This window comes from Stenotrophomonas sp. YJH_SMC_64 (assembly GCF_059371375.1).
Genome location: NZ_JCAFUN010000010.1, coordinates 111,428 through 132,219 on the forward strand (window position 1 = coordinate 111,428; position 20,792 = coordinate 132,219).

At 67.3% G+C, this 20,792-nt stretch carries 19 protein-coding genes and 1 pseudogene; 6 read left to right on the forward strand and 14 right to left on the reverse strand.

The window, feature by feature from the left end:
• Positions 1-99: 99 nt before the first annotated feature.
• Positions 100-1,494, reverse strand: coding sequence for a histidine--tRNA ligase (gene hisS, locus AC5P9L_RS12390; RefSeq protein WP_495230627.1), 1,395 nt, complete (start codon positions 1,492-1,494; stop codon positions 100-102).
• Positions 1,495-1,620: 126 nt separating this feature from the next.
• Here hisS and AC5P9L_RS12395 point away from each other — a divergent pair, with 126 nt between their 5' ends.
• A complete protein-coding gene (locus AC5P9L_RS12395; protein WP_005409422.1) occupies positions 1,621-2,373 on the forward strand; it encodes a Crp/Fnr family transcriptional regulator in 753 nt (250 codons plus the stop codon).
• Between the two features lie 102 nt (positions 2,374-2,475).
• On the opposite strand, the gene thrC is transcribed toward AC5P9L_RS12395, so the two are convergent.
• The 3 genes from thrC to thrA are packed head-to-tail and all read right to left on the reverse strand — an operon-like array spanning position 2,476 to position 7,207.
• Positions 2,476-3,762: a threonine synthase gene (thrC, locus tag AC5P9L_RS12400; protein ID WP_279915486.1), complete on the reverse strand. Its 1,287-nt coding sequence runs from the start codon at positions 3,760-3,762 to the stop codon at positions 2,476-2,478.
• A 29-nt stretch (positions 3,763-3,791) separates the two neighbouring features.
• Positions 3,792-4,706, reverse strand: coding sequence for a homoserine kinase (locus tag AC5P9L_RS12405; protein WP_062605932.1), 915 nt, complete (start codon positions 4,704-4,706; stop codon positions 3,792-3,794).
• Positions 4,703-7,207, reverse strand: a complete 2,505-nt coding sequence (gene thrA, locus AC5P9L_RS12410; RefSeq protein WP_279915485.1) for a bifunctional aspartate kinase/homoserine dehydrogenase I — start codon at positions 7,205-7,207, stop codon at positions 4,703-4,705. Before thrA ends, AC5P9L_RS12405 begins: the two co-directional genes overlap by 4 nt.
• Before the next feature lie 27 nt (positions 7,208-7,234).
• Between thrA and AC5P9L_RS12415 the strand changes: the two genes are divergently transcribed.
• Positions 7,235-7,555, forward strand: coding sequence for a hypothetical protein (locus AC5P9L_RS12415; RefSeq protein ID WP_162292024.1), 321 nt, complete (start codon positions 7,235-7,237; stop codon positions 7,553-7,555).
• Between the two features lie 9 nt (positions 7,556-7,564).
• On the opposite strand, the gene AC5P9L_RS12420 is transcribed toward AC5P9L_RS12415, so the two are convergent.
• Complete coding sequence (locus AC5P9L_RS12420; protein WP_099485200.1) at positions 7,565-8,515, reverse strand: DMT family transporter; 951 nt, start codon at positions 8,513-8,515, stop codon at positions 7,565-7,567.
• 133 nt (positions 8,516-8,648) lie between these two features.
• Positions 8,649-9,341: pseudogene (locus AC5P9L_RS12425) on the reverse strand (helix-turn-helix transcriptional regulator); the annotation flags it as partial.
• 81 nt (positions 9,342-9,422) lie between these two features.
• Between AC5P9L_RS12425 and AC5P9L_RS12430 the strand changes: the two are divergent.
• Positions 9,423-10,202 (forward strand): DUF6491 family protein, encoded by a 780-nt coding sequence (locus tag AC5P9L_RS12430; RefSeq protein WP_099473053.1) that lies wholly within the window; start codon positions 9,423-9,425, stop codon positions 10,200-10,202.
• On the opposite strand, the gene AC5P9L_RS12435 is transcribed toward AC5P9L_RS12430, so the two are convergent.
• From AC5P9L_RS12435 to AC5P9L_RS12445, 3 genes are all read right to left on the reverse strand, one after another.
• Complete coding sequence (locus AC5P9L_RS12435; protein WP_227415218.1) at positions 10,199-11,251, reverse strand: linear amide C-N hydrolase; 1,053 nt, start codon at positions 11,249-11,251, stop codon at positions 10,199-10,201. The genes AC5P9L_RS12430 and AC5P9L_RS12435 overlap by 4 nt on opposite strands.
• 69 nt (positions 11,252-11,320) lie before the next feature.
• Positions 11,321-11,734 carry a DUF6691 family protein gene (locus tag AC5P9L_RS12440; protein ID WP_227415219.1) on the reverse strand — a complete coding sequence of 138 codons (414 nt, stop codon included), beginning with the start codon at positions 11,732-11,734 and terminating at the stop codon, positions 11,321-11,323.
• Positions 11,731-12,168: a YeeE/YedE family protein gene (locus AC5P9L_RS12445; protein ID WP_227415220.1), complete on the reverse strand. Its 438-nt coding sequence runs from the start codon at positions 12,166-12,168 to the stop codon at positions 11,731-11,733. The genes AC5P9L_RS12440 and AC5P9L_RS12445 overlap by 4 nt, the downstream gene beginning before the upstream one ends.
• 86 nt (positions 12,169-12,254) lie before the next feature.
• Here AC5P9L_RS12445 and AC5P9L_RS12450 point away from each other — a divergent pair, with 86 nt between their 5' ends.
• Entirely contained in the window at positions 12,255-12,575 is a 321-nt protein-coding gene (locus AC5P9L_RS12450) for an ArsR/SmtB family transcription factor (RefSeq protein ID WP_005409412.1), read from the forward strand.
• A gap of 204 nt (positions 12,576-12,779) precedes the next feature.
• On the opposite strand, the gene AC5P9L_RS12455 is transcribed toward AC5P9L_RS12450, so the two are convergent.
• The 4 genes from AC5P9L_RS12455 to AC5P9L_RS12470 are packed head-to-tail and all read right to left on the reverse strand — an operon-like array spanning position 12,780 to position 18,407.
• On the reverse strand, positions 12,780-13,913 hold the full coding sequence (locus tag AC5P9L_RS12455) for a hybrid sensor histidine kinase/response regulator (RefSeq protein WP_005409410.1): 1,134 nt from the start codon (positions 13,911-13,913) through the stop codon (positions 12,780-12,782).
• Positions 13,910-14,485 carry a chemotaxis protein CheB gene (locus AC5P9L_RS12460; protein ID WP_227415221.1) on the reverse strand — a complete coding sequence of 192 codons (576 nt, stop codon included), beginning with the start codon at positions 14,483-14,485 and terminating at the stop codon, positions 13,910-13,912. The genes AC5P9L_RS12455 and AC5P9L_RS12460 overlap by 4 nt, the downstream gene beginning before the upstream one ends.
• Positions 14,485-15,309 (reverse strand): CheR family methyltransferase, encoded by an 825-nt coding sequence (locus AC5P9L_RS12465; RefSeq protein WP_005409408.1) that lies wholly within the window; start codon positions 15,307-15,309, stop codon positions 14,485-14,487. The genes AC5P9L_RS12460 and AC5P9L_RS12465 overlap by 1 nt, the downstream gene beginning before the upstream one ends.
• Positions 15,306-18,407: a hybrid sensor histidine kinase/response regulator gene (locus tag AC5P9L_RS12470; protein ID WP_099479024.1), complete on the reverse strand. Its 3,102-nt coding sequence runs from the start codon at positions 18,405-18,407 to the stop codon at positions 15,306-15,308. The genes AC5P9L_RS12465 and AC5P9L_RS12470 overlap by 4 nt, the downstream gene beginning before the upstream one ends.
• A 151-nt stretch (positions 18,408-18,558) precedes the next feature.
• Between AC5P9L_RS12470 and AC5P9L_RS12475 the strand changes: the two genes are divergently transcribed.
• Complete coding sequence (locus AC5P9L_RS12475) at positions 18,559-19,722, forward strand: two-component system sensor histidine kinase NtrB (RefSeq protein WP_414715599.1); 1,164 nt, start codon at positions 18,559-18,561, stop codon at positions 19,720-19,722.
• The gene (locus tag AC5P9L_RS12480; protein WP_005409405.1) at positions 19,712-20,071 is read left to right on the forward strand and encodes a response regulator; all 360 of its coding nucleotides are present in this window, start codon (positions 19,712-19,714) and stop codon (positions 20,069-20,071) included. The genes AC5P9L_RS12475 and AC5P9L_RS12480 overlap by 11 nt, the downstream gene beginning before the upstream one ends.
• 31 nt (positions 20,072-20,102) lie before the next feature.
• Here the strand turns inward: AC5P9L_RS12480 and AC5P9L_RS12485 are convergent, their stop codons facing one another.
• Positions 20,103-20,669 carry a TetR/AcrR family transcriptional regulator gene (locus AC5P9L_RS12485; protein WP_005409404.1) on the reverse strand — a complete coding sequence of 189 codons (567 nt, stop codon included), beginning with the start codon at positions 20,667-20,669 and terminating at the stop codon, positions 20,103-20,105.
• Between the last annotated feature and the right edge of the window lie 123 nt (positions 20,670-20,792).

Consider the following 20,792-nt stretch of genomic DNA (forward strand, 5'->3'; position numbering starts at 1 on the left):
CAGAGGAAAACGGCTCTGACCCCGGAACGGGGCCCGGAAACGAAAACGCCCACCGGTTGGTGGGCGTTTCGTTGAAGCGCTGCATGCTGCCAGGGGCCGTTACATCACCTTCGACTGCTCCAGCTCGACCTGCAGGGTGCTGGCCAGCTCGTCGCGGGAGACCTCGAACTGCTGCTCGCGCAGCAGGTCCTTCACTGCCACCACGCCGCGCGCCAGCTCGTCCTCACCGGCCAGCACCACGAAGCGGATGCCGGCCTTGGCTGCGTACTGGAACTGCTTGCCGATCTTCTTCGGCTCCATCTGCACTTCGGTGTTGATGCCACCGGCGCGAAGGCGGCGCGCGATGTCCAGCGACTGCGGCATGCCCTGCTCGTCCATCAGCGCCACCAGCGCCTGCACGCTGCTGCCCTCGATGCCATCGATCAGGCCGGCTTCGCGCAGCTGCCAGAACAGGCGCGACAGGCCGATGGAGATGCCCACGCCCGGCAGCTTCGACTTGCTGTAGTGGCTGGCCAGGTCTTCGTAGCGGCCGCCCGAGCAGATCGAACCGATCTGCGGGTGGTCGGTCAGCGTGGTCTCGTAGACGGTACCGGTGTAGTAGTCCAGGCCGCGCGCAATGGAGAAATTCAGGCAGTACGCGGTTTCCGGCACGCCCAGCGCCTGCACCAGCTGCAGCACTTCGCGCAGTTCGGCGACGCCGGTACGCAGGATCTCCGAAGAACCGGCGTCGGCTTCAAGCGTGGCCAGCTGCGCCAGTGCATCGGCATGGCCCTGCGAACGCACGGCCACGAACGCCAGGATCTTCTCGACCTGCTCGACCGGAATCTCGAAGCCCTCGCCCACCAGCGTCTCGCGCACGTAATCGGCGCCGCGCTTGTCCAGCTTGTCCACTTCGCGCAGCACTGCCAGCTGGCGCTCGCCCTCCGCCACGCCCAGGCTCTCGAAGAAGCCACGCATCAACTTGCGGTTGTTCAGCTGGATGCTGAAGTCGCCGATGCGCAGTTCCGAGAACACCGCGTGGATGACCGCCAGCACTTCGGCGTCGTATCGCACGCTCAGGCTGTCCTTGCCGATCACGTCGATGTCGCACTGGTAGAACTCACGGAAGCGGCCGCGTTGGGCGCGCTCGCCGCGGTACACCCGCTGCATCTGGTAGCGACGGAACGGGAAGGTCAGTTCATGCTCGTGCTCGGCCACGTAGCGCGCCAGCGGCACGGTCAGGTCGAAGCGCAGCGCCATTTCCGGCAGCGAACGGTCACCCGATTCGGCGGCGTTGGCCAGCGCACCGGTGGACTGCACGAAATACACCTGGCGCTCGGTCTCGCCACCGGACTTGGTCAGCAGCACGTCGGACAGCTCGAACACCGGCGTCTCCACCGGCAGGAACCCGAAGCGCTCGTAGTTGCGACGGATCACGTCCAGCATGCGCTGGAACGCAATCTGCTCGCGCGGCAACAGTTCAAGGGTGCCGGGCGGGGTACGGGGCTTGATCACGGGCGGAACTCCTGCTGGAACGGGACGTGGGAGGGGGCGACATTCTAGCGCCCCCGCCTCGGGCAGGGTCGAACGGCCGCTTGAAGTATCATAAGGCCCTCCCCGCCCGCGATACGCCCCCGCAACATGTCACGGCCTTCCGGCGCTCCGCCCGCCACCAACGATCCCGCCTCGCCATCCTGCAACACGCTGGACTGCCTGCACTGCTCGGTTCGCCACCTTGCGGTGTGCTCGGCGCTGTCGCCCGATGAAGTGCAGGCACTGGAACAGGTCACCGTTTCCCAGCAGGTCAGCATGGGCAGTACCCTGGCCCGCACCGGCGAAGAGCGCGACCATGTCTATACATTGACCGGCGGCGCCCTGCGCCTGGTGCGCACACTGGCCGATGGCCGCCGCCAGATCAATGGCTTCGTGCTTCCTGGCGACTACCTGGGCCTGAGCGGCAGTGACCACCACCGCTACGATATCGAGGCCATCGCAGACAGCCGCGTATGCCGTGTCGCGCTGCCGCAGATGAAGGCGCTTCGCAGCCGTTTCCCGCACCTGGAACGCAAGCTGCTGCAGCGTGCCTGCCAGGAGCTGGACGCCGCGCAGGATGCCGCGCTGGCACTGGCGCGGCTGCAGCCGGCCGAGAAAGTGGCCGACTTCCTGCTGCGCCTGGCCGCGCGCGAGGCCAAGCTGGGTGGCGATGGCCTGCGCGTCTCGCTGCCGATGGGGCGTGGCGACATCGCCGACCATCTGGGCCTGACCATGGAAACGGTCAGCCGTACCTTCACCAAGCTGCGCCAGCAGGGGTTGATCGCCCTGCCCCACCTGAACGTGGTGGAGATCCTCGACGAGGACGGGTTGCGCACGCTGGCCGGTGAAGGGTTGATCTGACCGCATCGCGGTTGGTTGCGTTGCCGGCCAGCGGCCGGCACTACCAGGTGGACGCAGCACGGGTAGTGCCGGCCGCTGGCCGGCAACCACGTCCATCTCCGGTCAACGCAGCAACACCTCGCGCAACGCCGCATACTCCGCGGCCAACGGTTCCGCGTGCGCGGGCCGCTGCAGCAGCGCATCCAGCGCCGGCGGCACGGCCACTGATTCGCCAATCAACGGCTCCACCACTGCCTCGAACTTGGCCGGATGTGCGGTAGCCACCACCGCCCAGTCGCCCTTGGCGCCGCGCGCACGCAGGTCCTGCAGCACCTTCACCGCTGTGGCCGTATGCGGGCAGAACAGTTCGCCGTTGCTGGCATGCGCCGCCGCAATCGTCGCGCGGATGGTCACGTCATCCACCGCGAACGCGCGGAACGCAGCGCGCAGCTCGGCGTCATCTCCGAGGTAAAGCCAGCGCAGGCGTTCAAAGTTGCTGGGCGCCCCTACGTCCATTGCATTGGCCACGGTGGCCACGCTGGCCTGCGGCTGGTAGTCGCCGCCATTGAAATACGCCGGCAGTACCGCATTGGCATTGGTGGCCAGCACGATCTGCCCGATCGGCACGCCCAGCGCGCGCGCCAGCACGGCCGCCATCGCATTGCCAAGGTTGCCGGTCGGCACCACCAGGTTGAGCCGACGACGATGCGTCGCGTAATGGGACAACGCCGCATGCGCGTAATAACTCATCTGCGGCAGCAGGCGGCCGAGGCTGATGCTGTTGGCCGAACTCAGCGGCACCTGCGCCTGCAGTTCGCGGTCAGCCAGTGCCTGCTTGACCATCGCCTGGCAATCGTCGAAGGCACCGGCCACGCGCAGCGCCTGGATGTTGTCGCCGAAACAACCGAGCTGATGCGCCTGGCGCGGTGACACGCGGCCATCCGGATACAGCACCACCACGCGCACGCCGGGCTGGCGATGGAAGGCCGCAGCAACGGCGGCGCCGGTATCGCCAGACGTGGCGACAACAATCGTCAGATCGCGGTCCTTGCCGGCCTGCAGCCGCGACAGTGTTCCGGCCAGGAAGCGCGCACCGATATCCTTGAACGCCGCCGTCGGCCCATGGAACAGCTCCAGCACATGGTCACCGCCGCCCAATGCACGCAGCGGAACCTGAAAGTCGAACGCTTCCCGGCAGATCGACGGCAACGCAGACTCCAGCGCGTCGCCGGAAAAGAACGGTGCCAGCAGATCGGCGGCGGTATCGGCCAGCGTTGCGCCGGCCCGCAGCTCACGTGCCGCCGGCAGCACCTGCGGAACATACAGCCCTCCATCGGGCGCCAATCCTGAAGCGATCGCCGCACTGAGGCCAACGGCCGGGGACTGACCCCGGGTCGAAACAAATTGCATGGGTTCGGTATCCAGTAAAGGGGAAGGATTCAGCACAAGCGGGCTCCCGGTGCATCCAGCGGCGACACCCAGGCATCGCTGTCGAAACCGGCGGCGGCAAATGCCGCCTGCACCGGTGCGGCAGCGGTGCGGGCCTGGTCGGCGTCCTCGAACCAGGCGAACACGCTGGGTCCGGCACCGGAGATGCCCGCACCCATTGCATGGGCCGACAGCGCCGCATCGCGGGCTGCTTCGAAACCTGCAATCAGGCCGGCCCGCCGTGGTTCCACCAGCACATCGCGCAATCCAGCCCGCACCAGCGCCGCATCACTACGATGGCAACCACTGAGTACCAGCGCGAGGTTCGCACTCTGTGCCACGAATTCACCCAGCGCGTAGCTGCCCTGCAGCACCTGGCGCGCACGGCGTGTTTCCAGCACCGCGTGCGGATGCACCAGCAGGCTGTGCCAGGTCGCCGGCACCGGAATTGGCAGCAGGCGATCGGCCGTACACAGCGCAAGACCACCCAGCAGCAGCGGCCCCACGTTGTCGCCGTGGCGGCCACCGCTGGCCACCGCCTCGCCATCGAGCGCAAACGGATACAGCGCCTCGCGCGACAGCGGTACATCCAGCAGCGCGTTGGCGGCAACCAGCGCCGCAACGCATGACGCTGCCGAACCGCCCATGCCGGAACCGAACGGAATGCCCTTGTCGATCTCCACCGCGAATCCGAAATCCAGGCCCAGGCCTTCGCGCAGTGACATCAGCGCAGCGCCGGCGGTGTTCCCGGCGGCCTCCAGCGGCAGCTCGACCGCACTGCCACGGATCGCTTCGATGCAGACCACCGGTTCCTCGATGCGGCGCACGGTCACGGTATCGCCAACACCGGCGATGGCATGACCAAGAATGTCGAAGCCCACCGCCACGTTGGCCACCGAGGCCGGCGCGAACGCACGTGCGATCACAGGCGTGCTCCTTCACCGGCCGCGACCCGCAGCAGGTCGGCAAACACACCGGCGGCGGTGACTTCCGGGCCGGCGCCCGGACCCTGCACCACCAACGGGTTGTCGCAGTAGCGACGGGTACGGAATTGCACCACGTTGTCGGTCAACCGAAGGTTGGCGAAGGCGTGGTCGGCGGGCAGTTCCTGCAGGCCCACCGAGGCACCGTCAGCGCCCAGCTGTGCCACGTAGCGCAGCACCGCGCCACGCGCCCGCGCGTCCTGCAACCGCTGCAACAGGCTGGCATCGGACTCGCCCAGCCGCGCCATGAAGTCATCCACGCTGCCATCGCGCAGCAGCGCCGGCACCAGGCTTTCCACCTGTACCTGTTCCAGGCTGAGCGCGTGGCCGGCCTCGCGGGCGAGGATCACCAGCTTGCGCGCCACGTCCACGCCCGAAAGATCATCGCGCGGGTCCGGCTCGGTGTAGCCCATCGACCGCGCCTGCGCGACTAGCTGCGAGAACGGCTGACTGCCGTCGAAGCGGTTGAACAGCCACGCCAGCGTGCCGGAGAAGATGCCTTCGATCGCCAGCACCTCGTCGCCCGTATCCACCAGATCACGCAGCGTGGTGATCACCGGCAGGCCCGCGCCCACCGTGGCTTCGTAGCGGAAGCGCGCACCACTGGCCGCCGCAGCAGCGCGGATGCGCTGGTAGCGCGGCAGCGGGCCAGCACCGGCCTGCTTGTTCGGGGTCACCACGTGGATGCCGGCTGCCAGCCAGCCCTCATAGCGCTCGGCCACGTCGGCGCTGCCACTGCAGTCGATCACCACCGCATGCGGCAGGTGCGCGGCCAGCAGGTGTTCGGTGAATCGATCCAGGTCGCTGGACTCGCCCGCTTCCTGCAGAGCCTCCCGCCAGTCGGCGTGCAGGCCGTCCACTTCCAACCGCATGCGCGAGCGCGAGGCCAGTGCACGCAGGCGCAGGTCGACATTGGCCTTGGCCAGCAGCTGCGGGCGGGCCACCAGCAGCTGGTCCAACAGTGCGGCACCGACATTGCCCGGCCCGATCACACCCACCGCGAAGGTCTGCGGCGACAGCCAGAAACCGGCATGCGCCGCGCGCAGCGCACGGGTGGCATCGGCACTGTCCACCGCCACCGAGATATTGCGCTCGGACGAGCCCTGCGCGATCGCCAGGATGTTCACCTGCGCGCGTCCCAGCGCCTCGAACAGGCGCGCCGCCACACCGGGCTGGCCGGCCATGCCGTCACCCACTGCCGCCAGCACGCTGACGCCCTCACTGACCTGCACGCGCTGCACCTGCCCTACCGACAGTTCATGCGCGAACGCGTGCAGCAGTGCCTCACGGCCACGCGCCGCTTCGGCAGCGCGCACCACGCAGCAGATCGAATGCTCTGACGAACCCTGCGAGATCATCACCACCGACACCTGCGCCTGGCGCAGCGCCGCGAACACGCGCTCGGCGGTACCGGGCACGCCGATCAGGCCGGTGCCTTCCAGGTTCAACAGGGACAGCCCGGGGCTCAGGGTCAGGCCCTTCACCGGCCCGCGCGGCGAGCGCTCGGCGCTGATGCGCGTCCCCGGATGCGCCGGCTGGAACGTATTGCGGATGAAGATCGGCAGGCCGAGGCGGATCGCCGGCGACATCGTCTGCGGGTGCACCACCTTGGCGCCGAAATAAGCCAGTTCGCAGGCCTCGTCGTAGCTCAGTGACTCCAGTTGCACCGCCTCGGGCACCAGCCGCGGGTCGGCCGACAGCACGCCGTCGACGTCGGTCCAGATGTGCAGTTCATCGGCATTGAACAACGCGGCGAAGATCGCGCCGGAATAGTCGCTGCCATTGCGGCCGAGCGTGGTGATGCGGTCATGGCGGTCACGGGCAACGAAACCGGTGGCGACCAGGCGCATCTGCGGATGCCGCAGGCGCCACTTGGCCAGGCGGTCCGCGCTGGACTCCCAGTCGACATCCACGCCCAGTTCGCCATGCCCGACCACCAGCACGTCGCGTGCATCGAGTACCGCACAGTCTTCGCCCAAGGCACGCAGGTGGGTGCCAAGCAGCTGCGCGGAGAATACTTCGCCCAGGCCCTGCACGCGGTCGAGCACTTCGCGCGGCAGCTCGCCGATCACCGCCAGCGCCGCCAGCACTTCGGCCAGTTGATCGAAGCGGGCGTCGATCCACTCGACGGTCTCGCCCACCTGCTCGCCCAGCAGGGCCACGGCGGCGCCACGGTGACGCGCGCGCAGCGCATGCCAGGCCTCGCGCCAGGCTTCGTCGCCCTTGGCCGCCAGCTGGGCCAGCTCGATCAGCGCGTCAGTAACGCCCTTCATTGCCGAAACGACAGTGACCTGCAGCGATTCGGGACGGGCCAGCAGCAGGGCCGCAACATGGCGGTAGCGTTCGGCATCGGCCACCGAGGTGCCGCCGAACTTGTGCACGACGATGGACGGTGCAGCCAGATCGGCCGGGGCAACGGGATGAGTGGGGGCGTGGGAAGACATGCAGACCTCGGCAGGAGGCCCCGTCGCATGCAGGTGTCGAGTTTCCCCGCCACCTGTATGGTGCGGGGCCGTGGTTTTCGGGAGTTACACGAAGACGACGGGCCGCACCAGGGCAGTGGTGACGGTGGTGGTGGTAATGGTGGTGGTGGCGACCGGCGCAGTCGAACGGCCCGCGGTAGCGGGAGCGATCAGGCTGGCGTGGGCGGCATCAAGAACCATGACGCACAGAAAACACTGTGCGCCGGCCTGCTGTCAAGTGCTGCGATGCAAAAAACCAGTGCCGCGATCATCGCTCAACGTGCCGGCATTTGGTTGCATCTGAGACCAAGGCAGCATCAGCACGCTTGACGCACGCATTCAGCCGGCATGTTCGGCGATCGCCCGTGGACTACGATGGGCATGCGCGCACAGCATCACGCCGGCCACCAGGAACACGATCGCCAGCGCTTCCAGCAGCGAAGGCCAGCGCTGCTGCCAGGCGAAGGCATACGCCAGCGCGAACAGCGTCTCGAACACGATCATCTGGCCGGTCAGGGTCAGCGGCAGCAGGCGGCTGGCGCGGTTCCAGAACGCATTGCCGAGGATCGAGGCCACCACCGCCACACCGGCACTGATTGCCCAGAAACCACTCCACTGCGCCGCCGTGTGCCCGCTGGTGTGGCCGATGAAGGCCATCGGCACCAGCAGCAGGGCCAGGCCGCCGGTGGTGACGCCGGTCAGCAGCGACCAGTTGTGGCTGGACAAGTCCGGTCGACGCGCCAGCCAGCGGCTGTTGCCGATCGAGTACAACGCCCACGAGAACAGCGCGCCGAACGCGCACAGCAGGCCGATCAGGCGCTGCCGCCACGGGGTTGCCAGGTGCTCGGACATCAGTGCTTCCCAACCAACCAGGGCCACGCCCAGCACGCACAGGCCCAGTGCCGGCAGCAGCTGTTTCAAAGGCACTGCACCCTGTTCGCGCACGCCGACCAGGGTGACCACCACCGGAATCAGGCCGACAATCAGCGACGCCGCCGCACCGCCAGCCCACTGCACCGCCGTGGCCAGCAGCAGGAAGTACACCAGGTTCCCGGCCAGGCTCAGCCACAGCAGCCCGATCCATTCGGCGCGACCCAGCTGCGGTGCCAGCCGCTTCCAGCGCGGGAGCAGCAGTACTACGGCGATCAGGCCGTAGACCAGATAGCGGCCGGCCGACAATTGCAGGGCGTTGAACGACTGCAGCACGGCGGGCGCGAGGAAAACCACGCCCCACAGCGCGCCAGCGGCCACGCCATTGGCGATGCCCAGGGCCATCGGGTTGTTGCGCATTCGGGTTCTTCGGGGGGAGAGAACAGGCCGCGCAGTGTAAGCGCTGGCCAGCGGGCGCTCTTGACCGAGGCTATTGCCCTGACCGGCCGCGCGTGCGCAAAGCCGAGCGTGGCTCGACCCTACAGTCCGGCGCCCCGGCGCCCCGGCGCCACGCTGCGGGAGTCTGGCCGCACTCGCGGCGCAGCGCACGGGTCAGTGCGCTCTGCTCGGAATAGCCCGCGGCCAGCGCGATATCGCTGATCGGCGCCACGCTGGTGCGCAGCTGGTGCTTGGCCCAACGCAACCGGCTTGCACTGAGCCAGGCCTGCGGGCTGAGCCCGAACTCCTGCCGGAACAGCGCATGCAAACGGCTCTCGCTGACCCCGACGAACCCCGCCATGCGCGCCACCGGCCACGCCTGCCCGGGGTCGGCCTGCACCGCCGCACACAGACCCTGCATGCGCGCGCCACTGCCGGCAGGTGCAAATACCTGCAGCAACTGCGGCAGCAGCGCCGGCATTGACTGCCCTGCCTGCACCTCAGCCAGGCGTCGGCGCAATGCCAGCGGCAGATGCAGCCAGCGCTGCCGGCACAGATGCTCCTGCGTGCCGTCATCAAGTACGCCCGGAGGACAGTCAACGATCACGAAACCATTGGGACCATCAGCCATCTGGTCATGCGCCTCACCGGCGGCCACGAATGCCCCCTGCAGCACGTCCAGCCGACCTCCGCGACCTTCCATTTCGAACTGCAGTTCACCCTGCACTGGCAGCACCCACTGCGCGTAGTCATGGCGGTCCAGGCCGGTGGCCTGGCCGTAGTGCCGCAGATGGAAGATGGCGCCCATCCGGGCAGTGTGCGCGTGTAACAACGGCCGTGCAAACCGTTGCTATAGTCGATCCGTCATCCAACGCAGGGAGTGCAGGACATGACCCATCAGCAGGTGTCCCTGGCGCTCGCCACCGGCCTCGGCCTGGCGCTCGCCGCTTCGGTCTCCGCACAGGAGCGTACGCCACCCGCTCCGCACTGCATGGACGCTGTCGGCGTACAGGAAGTGGAGCAGGCATCACCGCGCTCGATTGCACTGCGCGCCGCCTCCGGCCAGGCCTTTCGGATCGACTTCAACGAAGATTGTCCCGGCGTCCGCGGTGCCACTTCGCTGAAACTGGAAGCCCCCGCCGGCTGGGCCTGCGGCCGCCCCAGCGAACGCGTCGTGGTCGACGGCCGCCGATGCACCATCAGCGCGGTCACTCCGCTGCAGAATCGCGACTATGCCAGCGTCGCCCGCGACAGCGACCGCCTGCGCACCGCTACCCTACCTGCCGTGACCATCCGCGAACGCAAGGAGGTGCGTCGCAGCTTCGGCGGCTCACCGTCCTACTGCTTTGCCACGCGCAACGTGCGTGCCTGGTCATCCGACCCGCAGGGCATGCTGGTGGAGACCAATCCGCGCCGCAATGGCGGCCATCGCTACTACCGGGTCGAACTCGGCAGCCACTGCCGCCAGCTCGACCGCGCGCCGCAGCTGAGCTTCCACTCGGGCCTGCAGAACGGCCTGATCTGTGGCAATCCCGGCGATCGGATCATGACTGCCGAATTCGAGACAGACGATCTGCGCGGTGAAGGCATCGCCCCGCTGCCGCAGTACACCCGCGGCAGCTGCACGATCCAGGCGGTCTACCCGGCCTCCAGCCAGGCGTCGAACTAACCGTCGACGCCGAGGAAGGCGAACGGTGCGCTGGGCACGAACTGGTCCAGTGCATCACCGGCGAAGGTATTGCGCTGGTCCTTGCCGAGGTCGAGCTTGAGCACCTTGCCGGCGAAATCGACCTTGTTCAGATCGACCCAGAAGGTGTTCGGGGTCAATGCCGATTCGAAGAAGTACAGCCGCCGCTTGTGGTCGGCCACGGTGCGCCAGCGCGTGGATGAGATGTTCGGCTCACCCGGCGTGGTGATGCCATACGGCACCGACGCGTTGCGGATCACGCTGAACACACTGGCCAGGGCCTCCACCGGATCCTCGGCCTTGGGAATGGCGTTGATGTAGAACGAGGCGCGCGCGAAACGGTCAGCAGAGCGGTTGGTGCCCGGCAGCATCACCGTGCCGCCGATCTGCTGCCAGTAGCTGTTGAGCGCCAGCTGCTGCTCGAAGATCGGCGAATTGGTCATCACCTGGTAGCGCCGGTCATGGTGGATCACCTGGCGGCCGCCGATGTACTCGACGATGGCACTGTCGCCGCTGGCATCGGACAGCGACAGGTGCAGCGTCGCCTGCCGATCTTCACCGGGCACCTTGTCGGTGACGATCGCGTACGGCTCGCGCTTCAACGCGGCGACCGCCTCTTCCACGGTAGCGAAGTTGTCCAGCACATACTGCGCCCACAGCGAAATCGCCAGGCCCGGCTTGTTGCCACGCTGCTGCGGATACTCCGATTCGACCAGCCACAGCAGGTTGGCCACCAGGCCCTTTTCGTTCATGCCATCGGTGGTCGACACGTCGTAGCCGGTGGCCACCACCGAGCCGTAGCGCGCGGTCCACGCCAGCGACTTCGGGCCGGCCTGGCCGGTGCGCGCAATGCCGCGCGGCAGTATGTAGAGGTTGGTCGCCACATCGACCTTCCAGTCCATCGAGCGCGCGGTGATCACATCGCCGTTGTCACCCAGGTACACCGCGCGCGTGCAGGCCAGTGCCGGTGCCACGGCTGCGGCCAGCGCGACCGCCAGCATTCCCCTTCCCATCCACTTCATCCGTGCCATGTCGTTGCACTCCTTTTCCCCGTGATCCGAAGATAGGACCCCAGGCAGGGTGAGACAGGGGTGAAAGCCTCAACGGACGAAGCGGTCGTGCAGCCAGAATCCTGCAAGCATCGAAGGCACGAACCACAGGGCTTCGCGCGACGCCACGGCCACCCCGGCGATGGCCGGGCCTGGGCAATAGCCCGCGCAGCCCCAGCCGATCCCGAACAGCGCGGCACCCAGCAGCAGGCGAGCATCCACACGCCGGGTAACAGGCAGCCGGAAGCGGTCTGCGTACAGCGGCTGCTGTCGCCGCAACACCCACCGCTGCCCGATCGCGCTGACCAGCAGCGCCGAGCCCAGCACCCACAGCAGCGTGGGATCGAAGTCACCGGTGATGTCGAGGACGCCGAGGACACGACGCGCGTCGGTCATTCCCGAAAGCGCCAACCCCATGCCAAACAATGCGCCCGCCGCGCCGGCGGCCCAGACTGCGCGGCTCATGTTGGGCCTCCGCCATGACGGACCAGGAAGGTGGTCAGCATCGCGCAGGCCATGAACACCAGCACGGCCGCCAGCGATCGCTTCGAAGCGCGGGCCATGCCGCACACACCGTGACCGCTGGTGCAGCCATTGCCCAGCCGCGTACCGAAGCCGACCAGCAGGCCGGCTCCCATCAACTGCCATGCCGGCAGCGCATCACGCAGCAGCGCACGCGGCGATGCCTCGGGCACCGATTGCCACCACAGCACCAGCCCCGCCGATGCGGTCAGGCCGGCCAGGAAGGCCCAGCGCCAGGCACGCTCGCCCTTGCCTGCGCGCAGGCTGCCTGCGGTGATGCCGCTGATGCCCGCCACGCGTCCGATGGTGGCGAGCAACAGCACCACGGCGGCGCCGATCAACGCACCACCTGCCGCCGCACTCCATGGCAGGTTCATGCCCTGCCCTCTTCGCTGCCGTACATGGGATTGCCCATTGGTTTAGATTATTCTAAATTAGATCATTCTAAATAAACTGGTCAACCATGGCCCGGACCCAGCTCGACAGCGCCGCGATGGCCGAACACGCGTCGCAGGCAGCCACGCTGCTCAAAAGCCTGGCCCACCCGGCCCGGCTGCGGGTGCTGTGCCGCCTGGTGGAAGGTGAAGCGCCGGTACCGGAACTGCAGGCACTGACCGGCCTGAGCGCATCGGCATTGTCACAGCATCTGGCGGTGCTGCGCGGACTGGATATCGTGGCGACCCGGCGCGAAGCGCAGGCGATCCACTACCGGATCCTTGAAGGGCCCGCACTGGGCGTGCTGCAGGCGCTGCATGCGGCGTACTGCGGTGCTGCTTCGCGCTGAATCCGGCGCAGACCATCAGCCTGCGTGCAGCGCCGGCTGCACCACCTGATCGAGCAGGTCCACTGGCGTCGGTGCCGAACGATCGCCCTGCAGGCGCCGGGAGAATCCGGACCAGTCACTGCAGGAAAGCTGGCGAGAATAGGCGCCCACGCTGGCAGTTGCGGACCAGTCCGTCTCAGTCCGCCGGGATGCTGGCTGAAGCGTTCAGGTTGCCGCCAAGACCGTGCCGTCGCAGCGCCGTGGCAGCATTGCCTCGAACACCACCTGGCCCGCTTCGTTGCGGGCCGCAATGCGCCCGCCGTGCGCGCGGACGAACTGATCGACGATGTACAGGCCCAGGCCCAGGCCCTTGCTCTGGTGGAAGCTGGCCTTGAACGGTTCGAACAGTCGCGGCAACAGCGCGTCATCGATCCGGCCGGCGTTGCTGACCCGCAGCAGTACGCCGCGCGGGTCGCGCCCATCCACCTCCACCCTCGCCTCGCTGCCATGGGTCAGCGCATTGCCGACCAGGTTGGCGGCGACCTGGCCAAGGCGATCCAGATCGCCCTGCAGCCGCGTGTCTCCCTGCAGGTCCAGGTGGATCCGGTCCGCCCCATGCGCGCTGCCCGCCTCGGCGACTACCGCGCGCGTCACGTCGGCCAGATCGCAGGCACTTGCCTCCAGCCTCAGGCCACCGCTGCGGATCCGCGAGAAATCCAGCAGCTGCTCGACCATCCGCGCCATCCGCAGGGTGCTGGCTTCCAGGTACTGCAGGGTCTGCTGCGCGCCTGCGTTGTCTTCCGGAAGCTCCAGCGCCAGCTTGTCGGCACACAGCAGGATCGCCGACAACGGCGTGCGCAGGTCGTGGGTCAAAACGGCAGCCATCGTCTCGTTGAGCTTCAGCGCCCGCTCCAGTGCCTCGTTGCGCGCCTTCAGCAGCTGCCGCTGCTGGTACAGCTCGATGAAGACGTTGACCTTGCTCAGGATCACCTGCGGCGCCACCGGCTTGTGCAGGAAATCGACCGCACCGCTTTCGTAGCCCTTGAACACGCGCAGGGGATCATCCGGAGAGGCGGTCAGGAAGATGATCGGCACGTCGCGGCTGCGATGCGAACCGCGCATCAGTTCGGCCAGGGTGAAGCCATCGATCTCCGGCATGTGCACGTCAAGCAGGGCCAATGCCACCTCGTGCTCGAGCAGCAGCTCCAACGCCTGCGCGCCCGAGCCGGCCAGCAGCAGGTTGACCCCTTCGCGCTGCAGCAGGGCCTGCATGGCTACCAGGTTCTGCGGCACGTCATCGACGATCAGCAGGTTGACCGGGGTCTGCGACTGCGCAGGTTCCGGTGGCAACAGGTTCATGCAAACAACTCCTTCAGGCGGCGACACATCAGTTCAAGGGGCAGCACGGCATCGGCGCCGGCGTACTGCAGGGCGGAAGCGGGCATCATCGACGCCTCGGCTTCCTCGGGACATTGCAGCCAGGCATGGCCACCGGCACGGCGCACGGCGGCAACGCCCTCGCTGCCATCACTGCTGGCACCGGTCAGCAGCAGGGCCAATACCTGCGCGCCGAACACCGCAGCAGCGGAATCGAACAGCGGATCGATGGCCGGACGGGAAAACAGCACCGGTGCATCCACCGACAACGCCAACGCCCCCTCGTCCTCCACCAGCAGGTGGTAATCCGGCGGCGCGAACGTCACCGTGCCCGGCTGCAACGGCTGCTTGTCTTCGGCTTCGCGCACCGGCAACGCGCAGTGCGGCGCCAGCACCTCGGCGATGCGGCTGGTGCGGTCTCGCGGCAGGTGCAGCACGGCCAGTACCGGTACCGGCAGCTTCGCCGGCAGTGCGCCGAGCACCGCCTGCAGGGCCGCCACGCCACCGGCGGACGCGCCGATCACCAGCACGGCCGGGCGCACCGGCAGCGTCATCAGGCCACCTTCCGGTACAGGCGGTGCTCTCGCGAACAGACCTCGAAGGCATCGTGGTGACACCCGAACTGCAGCGACTCCTTGCTGCCCAGGCCAAGGAAGCCCCGGTGCACCAGCGCTTCGCGGAACAGGCCGACGGCACGATCCTGCAGGTCGCGGTTGAAATAGATCAGTACGTTGCGGCACGACACCAGGTGCACTTCGGAGAACACGGTATCGGTGGCCAGGCTGTGGTCGGCGAACACCACGTTGCGGCGCAGTTGGCGGTCGAACACCGCACCATCGTAGGCGGTGGCGTAGTAGTCCGACAGCGACGCGGTGCCACCGGCGGCCAGGTAGTTGCGGCTGAACTGGGCCATCCGGTCGATGCCATAGGCGCCCGCCTCGGCGGTGGCCAGCGCGGCCGGATTGATGTCGGTGGCATAGACGATGCTGCGCTCGAGCAGGCCTTCCTCATGCAGCAGGATCGCCAGCGACCACACTTCCTCGCCCGTGCTGCAGCCGGCCACCCACAGCTTCACCGAGGGATAGGTACGCAGCACTGGCACCACCTGCTCGCGCAGCTCACGGAAATACGCAGGGTCACGGAACATCTCCGAGACCTGCACAGTGAAGAACTGCATGGCCTGGGCGAACAGGTCCGGCTCGTGCAGCAGCCGGTACTGCAGGTCGACCAGCCGCTCGCACTCATAGCGCTGCATCGCCTGGCGCATGCGTCGGCGCAGCGACGACACCGCATAGCTGCGGAAATCGTAGTGGTAGCGCTGGTACAGCGCCTCCAGCAGGACCTTCAGTTCGAGGTCGAACAGCGCCTGTTCGTTCATTGCCGCGAGCACCAGACCCGGCACAGCGAGACCAGCTTGTCGACGTCGATGGGCTTGGCGATGTAATCGTTGGCGCCCGCCTGCAGGCAACGCTCACGGTCGTCCGGCATGGCCTTGGCAGTCAGCGCGATGATCGGGAGGTCCTGCAGGTGACGCTGCGCGCGGATCTCGCGCATCGCGGCCAGGCCATCCTTCTCCGGCATCATGATGTCCATCAGCACCAGGTCGACTTCGCGCTCGGCCAGGCGGTCCACTGCCTCCTGCCCATTGCGCGCGATCTCCAGCGTCACGCCCAGCGGCTCGAGCACGCTGGACAGCGCAAAGATGTTGCGCACGTCGTCCTCGGCCAGCAGCACGGTGCGTCCATCAAGCACGGTGTCGCGACGGCGCGCCTCGCGCAGCAGGCGCTGCTGGTCGGTGGGCAGGCTGGCTTCCACGCTGTGCAGGAACAGGGTGACTTCATCCAGCAGGCGTTCGGGCGAACGTGCGCCCTTGATGATGATGCTCTTGGAATAGCGACGCAGGCGCTGTTCTTCCTCGCGACCGAGCGCGCGACCGGTATAGACGATCACCGGCGGGAAGCCGACGTCATCGTTGCCGGCCATGTGTTCGAGCAGGTCGTAGCCGCTGCCGTCAGGCAGTGACAGGTCCATCACCATGCAATCAAAGGTGACCGTGCTGAGCTGCTCCAGCGCGCCAGCAAGCGTTCCCACGGCGACGATCTGCAGCTGATCACGGCCCAGCAGCAGTTCCAGGTTGTGGCGCAGTTCGCTGTCGTCCTCGACGATCAGCAGGCGCCGCACGTCGCGCTGGCTGGTCTGTTCCAGCTGCTCGATGGCGCTTACCAGGCGCTCGCGCGTGGTCGGCTTGATCGCAAACCCGATCGCGCCAAGCTCGCGCGCCACCTGGCTGCGGTCCGTTGCCGAGACCACGTGCACAGGAATATGGCGGGTATCGGGGTTGCGCTTCAGGCGCTCCAGCACGCTCAGGCCGGACACGTCCGGCAGGCCGATATCGAGCAGGATGCCGTTCGGTCGAAGTTCGCCGGCCAGGGCCAGCGCCTCTTCGGCCGTCCCGGCCACCACGCAGTCGAAATCCAGTTCATGGGCCAGGGCCACCAGCGCTTCGGCGAACGTGGCGTCGTCCTCGACGGCCAGGATCAGGCGGCCCGGGTGCTGGCGACGACCGCGGTCGTCGGCCACGCTGGGCACCGTCGTCGTCGGCGCCACCGGAGCCCTTGCTGGCACCTGCATCGCCGGCACAGCGGCCGCGACAGGCGAAGCCACGGGGGCTGCGGCGATGTCAGCGGCGTTCGAGGCGGGCGCGCCCTGCAACGGCAGTTCCAGAATGAAGCAGCTGCCACGGCCCGGTTCGCTGTCGACCTGGATGCTGCCGCCCATGCGCTCGGCCAGATCGCGCGAGATCGACAGCCCCAGGCCGGTGCCACCGTAGCGGCGACGGGTGCTGCCATCGGCCTGGCGGAAGGCTTCGAAGATGACCTGCAGCTGCTCGCGGGCAATGCCGATACCGCTGTCGCAGACCTCGAAACGGATGCGCCCCTGGCCGGCCGCGCGCACGTGCAGGCTGACCTTTCCATGCTCGGTGAACTTCACCGCATTGGCCAGCAGGTTCTTCAGGATCTGCTGCAGGCGCTGGCTGTCGACCACCAGCTGGCTCGGCGCCAGCGCGTCGGCCTCGATCTGCAGGGCCAGGCCCTTCTGCCGCGCCATCGGCTCGAAAGTCTCGCGCAGGCGCTGCAGCACGCTGTCGGTCACCACCACTTCATCGGCCAGCTCGACGTGGCCGGCCTCGATGCGCGACAGGTCCAGGATGTCGTTGATCAGCGCCAGCAGATCGTTGTTGGACGACAGGATCGCACGCGCATACTTCACCTGTTCTTCGGTGAGCGTGCCGTCCTTGTTGTCGGCCAGCAGCTTGGCCAGGATCAGCGAGCTGTTCAGCGGCGTGCGCAGTTCGTGCGACATGTTGGCCAGGAACTCGGACTTGTAGCGCGATGTCGCGGCCAGTTCGTTGCTGTTGCGCACCAGCTGGCTCTGCGCGACCAGCAGTGCCTGCTTCTGCGCCTCCAGCTCGTGGGTCCGCTCTTCCAGCTGGACGTTGCTCTGTTCCAGCTCGGCCTGCTGTTCTTCCAGATGGCTCTGCGACTGCAGCAGGCTGCGGCTCTGCTCTTCCAGTTCCTCATTGGCCACGCGCAGCTCTTCCTGCTGGGCCTGCAGCTCCTCGCCCTGGCGCTGCGATTCCTCCAGCAGCACCACCAGTTGTGCGCGCAGCAGCGATGCACGCAGCGCCATGCCGATGGTCTCGGCGCAGCGCTCCAGCAGCTCGCGATCCAGGTCGCGCTGCGCACCCGCCCGGGCGCGTCCCAGCTCGACGATGCCTACCACGGTGCCGTCACTGCTGATCGGCGCCAGGATGCGCTCGCGCACCGGCAACCGCCCCAGGCTGGTCTGCAGTTCAAGTACGGCGTCGTCGCTGCCCTCCAGGTGACGGATGCACTCATCCCGCGCCACCTGCCCGGCTACGCCCTCCTGCAATGCCAGCGACGCCGGCATGCCAGACGGCAACGCCAGGCCGCCGGTCAGCTGCAGTCGTCCGCCTTCCAGCCGGTACACGGCGCCGACGTCGGCCTCCAGTTGCGCGCCCAGGCTGGTGGCTGCCGCCTCGGCAATCTGCTCCGGGCCGAGGTCGCCGCGCAGGCTCATCGCTACCGCGTTCTCGGCCTCCTGCAGCCACAACGCCCGCATTGCGTCCCGGCGTGCCTGGATCGCGCGGGAAACGATCAGCGCGATCATCAGGAACGCACAACCACCGATGCTTCGGTTGACCAGCGAGAACGCCGAGTTCGAGCTGGCCGGGGCGATGTTGAAACCGATGACCAGCAGGACGCAGGCGAGCACAGCCACGATGAACGGCGCGCGCGCACTGCGCTGGAACACCGTGACGCCCACGGCCAGGAAATACGCCAGCCATACTGCATAACCGAGCGGTACCACCAGCTCCAATGCGATGGTCGCAGCCAGCAGCACGGCGGAAGTCATCCAGATCCAGCGGTCACGCGTAGTCGCACCAGGACGCATGCAAGTCGGTTCCAGAACAAAAAGGGTGGGTGATGGTACTCCGTGTCGTATTCAGCCGCACAGGACAAATGGCACGTGTCCCGCCTCCACACCTCCTTCACACTTGAATGCCTAGCTTCACGTCCCTCACAGGGGTAACACTTATTTTTACGTGGACGCTGCCGCCTCTACGACGTCCGTGCTGACGGACCCTTCCCGCCAACTGCGACTGCTGATCGACAGCGTGCGCGACCATGCGCTGTACCTGCTTGATCCGGATGGCATCGTCTGCAGCTGGAACCCGGGTGCGGAGCGCATCAAGGGCTATTCAGCCGATGAAGTGGTGGGCACCCACTTTGGTCGCTTCTACCTGGCCGCCGACCGCGAGGCAGGAGAACCGCAACGCCTGCTCCGTCATGCAGCGCAGCATGGCCACGTTGCCAATGAGGGCTGGCGGGTACGCCGCGATGGCTCGTCATTCCGTGCCAGTGTTGTCATCGAGCCGGTGGTTGAAGCGGGTGAGCTGCTCGGCTTCGTCAAGATCACCCGCGACATCACCGAGCAGTGGCAGGCACAGCGCCTGCTGCGTGATGCCCAACGAGCGCTGCGCAATACCCAACAGTTCGAGACCGTCGGCCGACTCAGCCGCGGCCTGTCGCACGAGTTCAACAACCTGCTGACCACCATCGGCAACGCACTGGACCTGCTGTCCCTGCGCGTTGGCGGTGACGATGCGCGCGCCGCCGAGCTGCTCGATGCCGCGCAGAGCGCGACCGATCGTGGTGCGCTGCTGACCCGCCAGCTGCTGGCGTTCAGCACTGGCCAGACCCTGATCCGCGAACCACTGGATATCAATGTGCTGATACAGCAGTGGCTGCCGGACCTGCAACGCGCCTGCCCGTCCACGGTGATGCTGGATGCCCAGCTGGCACCCGGCCTGCCTGCGGTCAACACCGATGCGCTGCAGCTGCAGACGGCGCTGGCCAATCTGGTCGCCAATGCCGCCGATGCTACCCTTGAAGGCGGCCGCATCCTGATCGGCACCGCGCTGGAGCATCGCCTCGACCCGGACGCGGACTCCACGCTGCAACGTGGCTATGTCACCCTCAGCGTCTGCGATGAAGGCCACGGGATGGCGGCCGACATCGCCGAACGGGCCACCGAGCCCTTCTTCACCACCAAGGACATCGGCAAAGGCAGCGGCCTGGGCCTGAGCCAGGTGTTCGGATTCACTACCCAGAGCGGCGGCTTCGTCGACGTGTCCACCACGCCCGGTGTCGGCACCACGGTCAGCCTGCTGCTACCCGCAATGGAGGACCCTGCCGATGACCGATGACCCGATCCGCGTACTGATGGTGGAAGACCAGACCGATCTGCGTGAAATGATCGGCCTGGCCCTGCGCGACCTCGGCATCGATGTGGCCACGACCGCCGATGGCCACGAGGCGGCGGAACTGCTCAAGGGCGAAGCACGTTTCGACGTGGTGTTCAGCGACGTCAGCATGCCCAACGGCATGTCCGGCATCGAGCTGAGCGAGCATGTGGCACGCGAACAGCCGCAGGCAAGGATGATCCTCTCGTCCGGCTATGCCCGTTCGCAGCTGCCGCCGCTGCCCGAGCAGGTGGAGTTCCTGCCCAAGCCCTATCGCCTGCGCCAACTGGTGCAGTTGCTCAGGCAGGCGTAAGCCACGGCGCCCCCGCAGGAAACCCCTGCGGTCAACCCATCATCGCCCCCCGCTGGAACGACGCCAGCAGCGTAGAGGCTGCCGCTGCCGGCGCAAGCCGACCGCGTGCCAGTGACCAGGTGATGCCGTAGAAACAGCTCCAGTAGAAGTCCGCGAGCCACACCGCGGTGAAACCGACGTTGAACTCCCCGGCCGCCTGACCCCGCAGGAAGAAGGCCTCGAAGCGCTCGCCGATCGGCGCCCAGCGCTCCGGCAGCAGGTGCAGGTCGCCCAGGCGCTGCTGTTCTTCCATCATCCGTGCGAACAGCAGCGTCACCAGCTCCCAGTCCGCCAGCAGCGTGGCGGTGACCTGCTCCAGCACGTGGCGTGCATCACCGCCCTGGTCGAACCAGGCCGCCGCCGCTTCCACGCGCTCGAAACCGGCTGCGAACAGGGCCTCGTCGATCGCCTCCCGGGTAGGCGCAAACCGGTACAGGGTCGCGCGGCTGATGCCCGCCCCGCGCGCGAGTTCGCTGAGGGTGCAGCGTGGATGGCTGACCAGGGTGGCCGCCAGCGCATGGGGCAGGTCGCGTCGTGTACGTGCTGCGGCAGGTCGCATGAAAAGCGAGGGGGTGTGGGCTGACCCTCACGCTAGCATGAATCATCAATTAATAAACTGAATCAAATATGATTCACACGAATCACGAATGCGCTACAACAGCGGTGCGTCCGGTGCACCCGG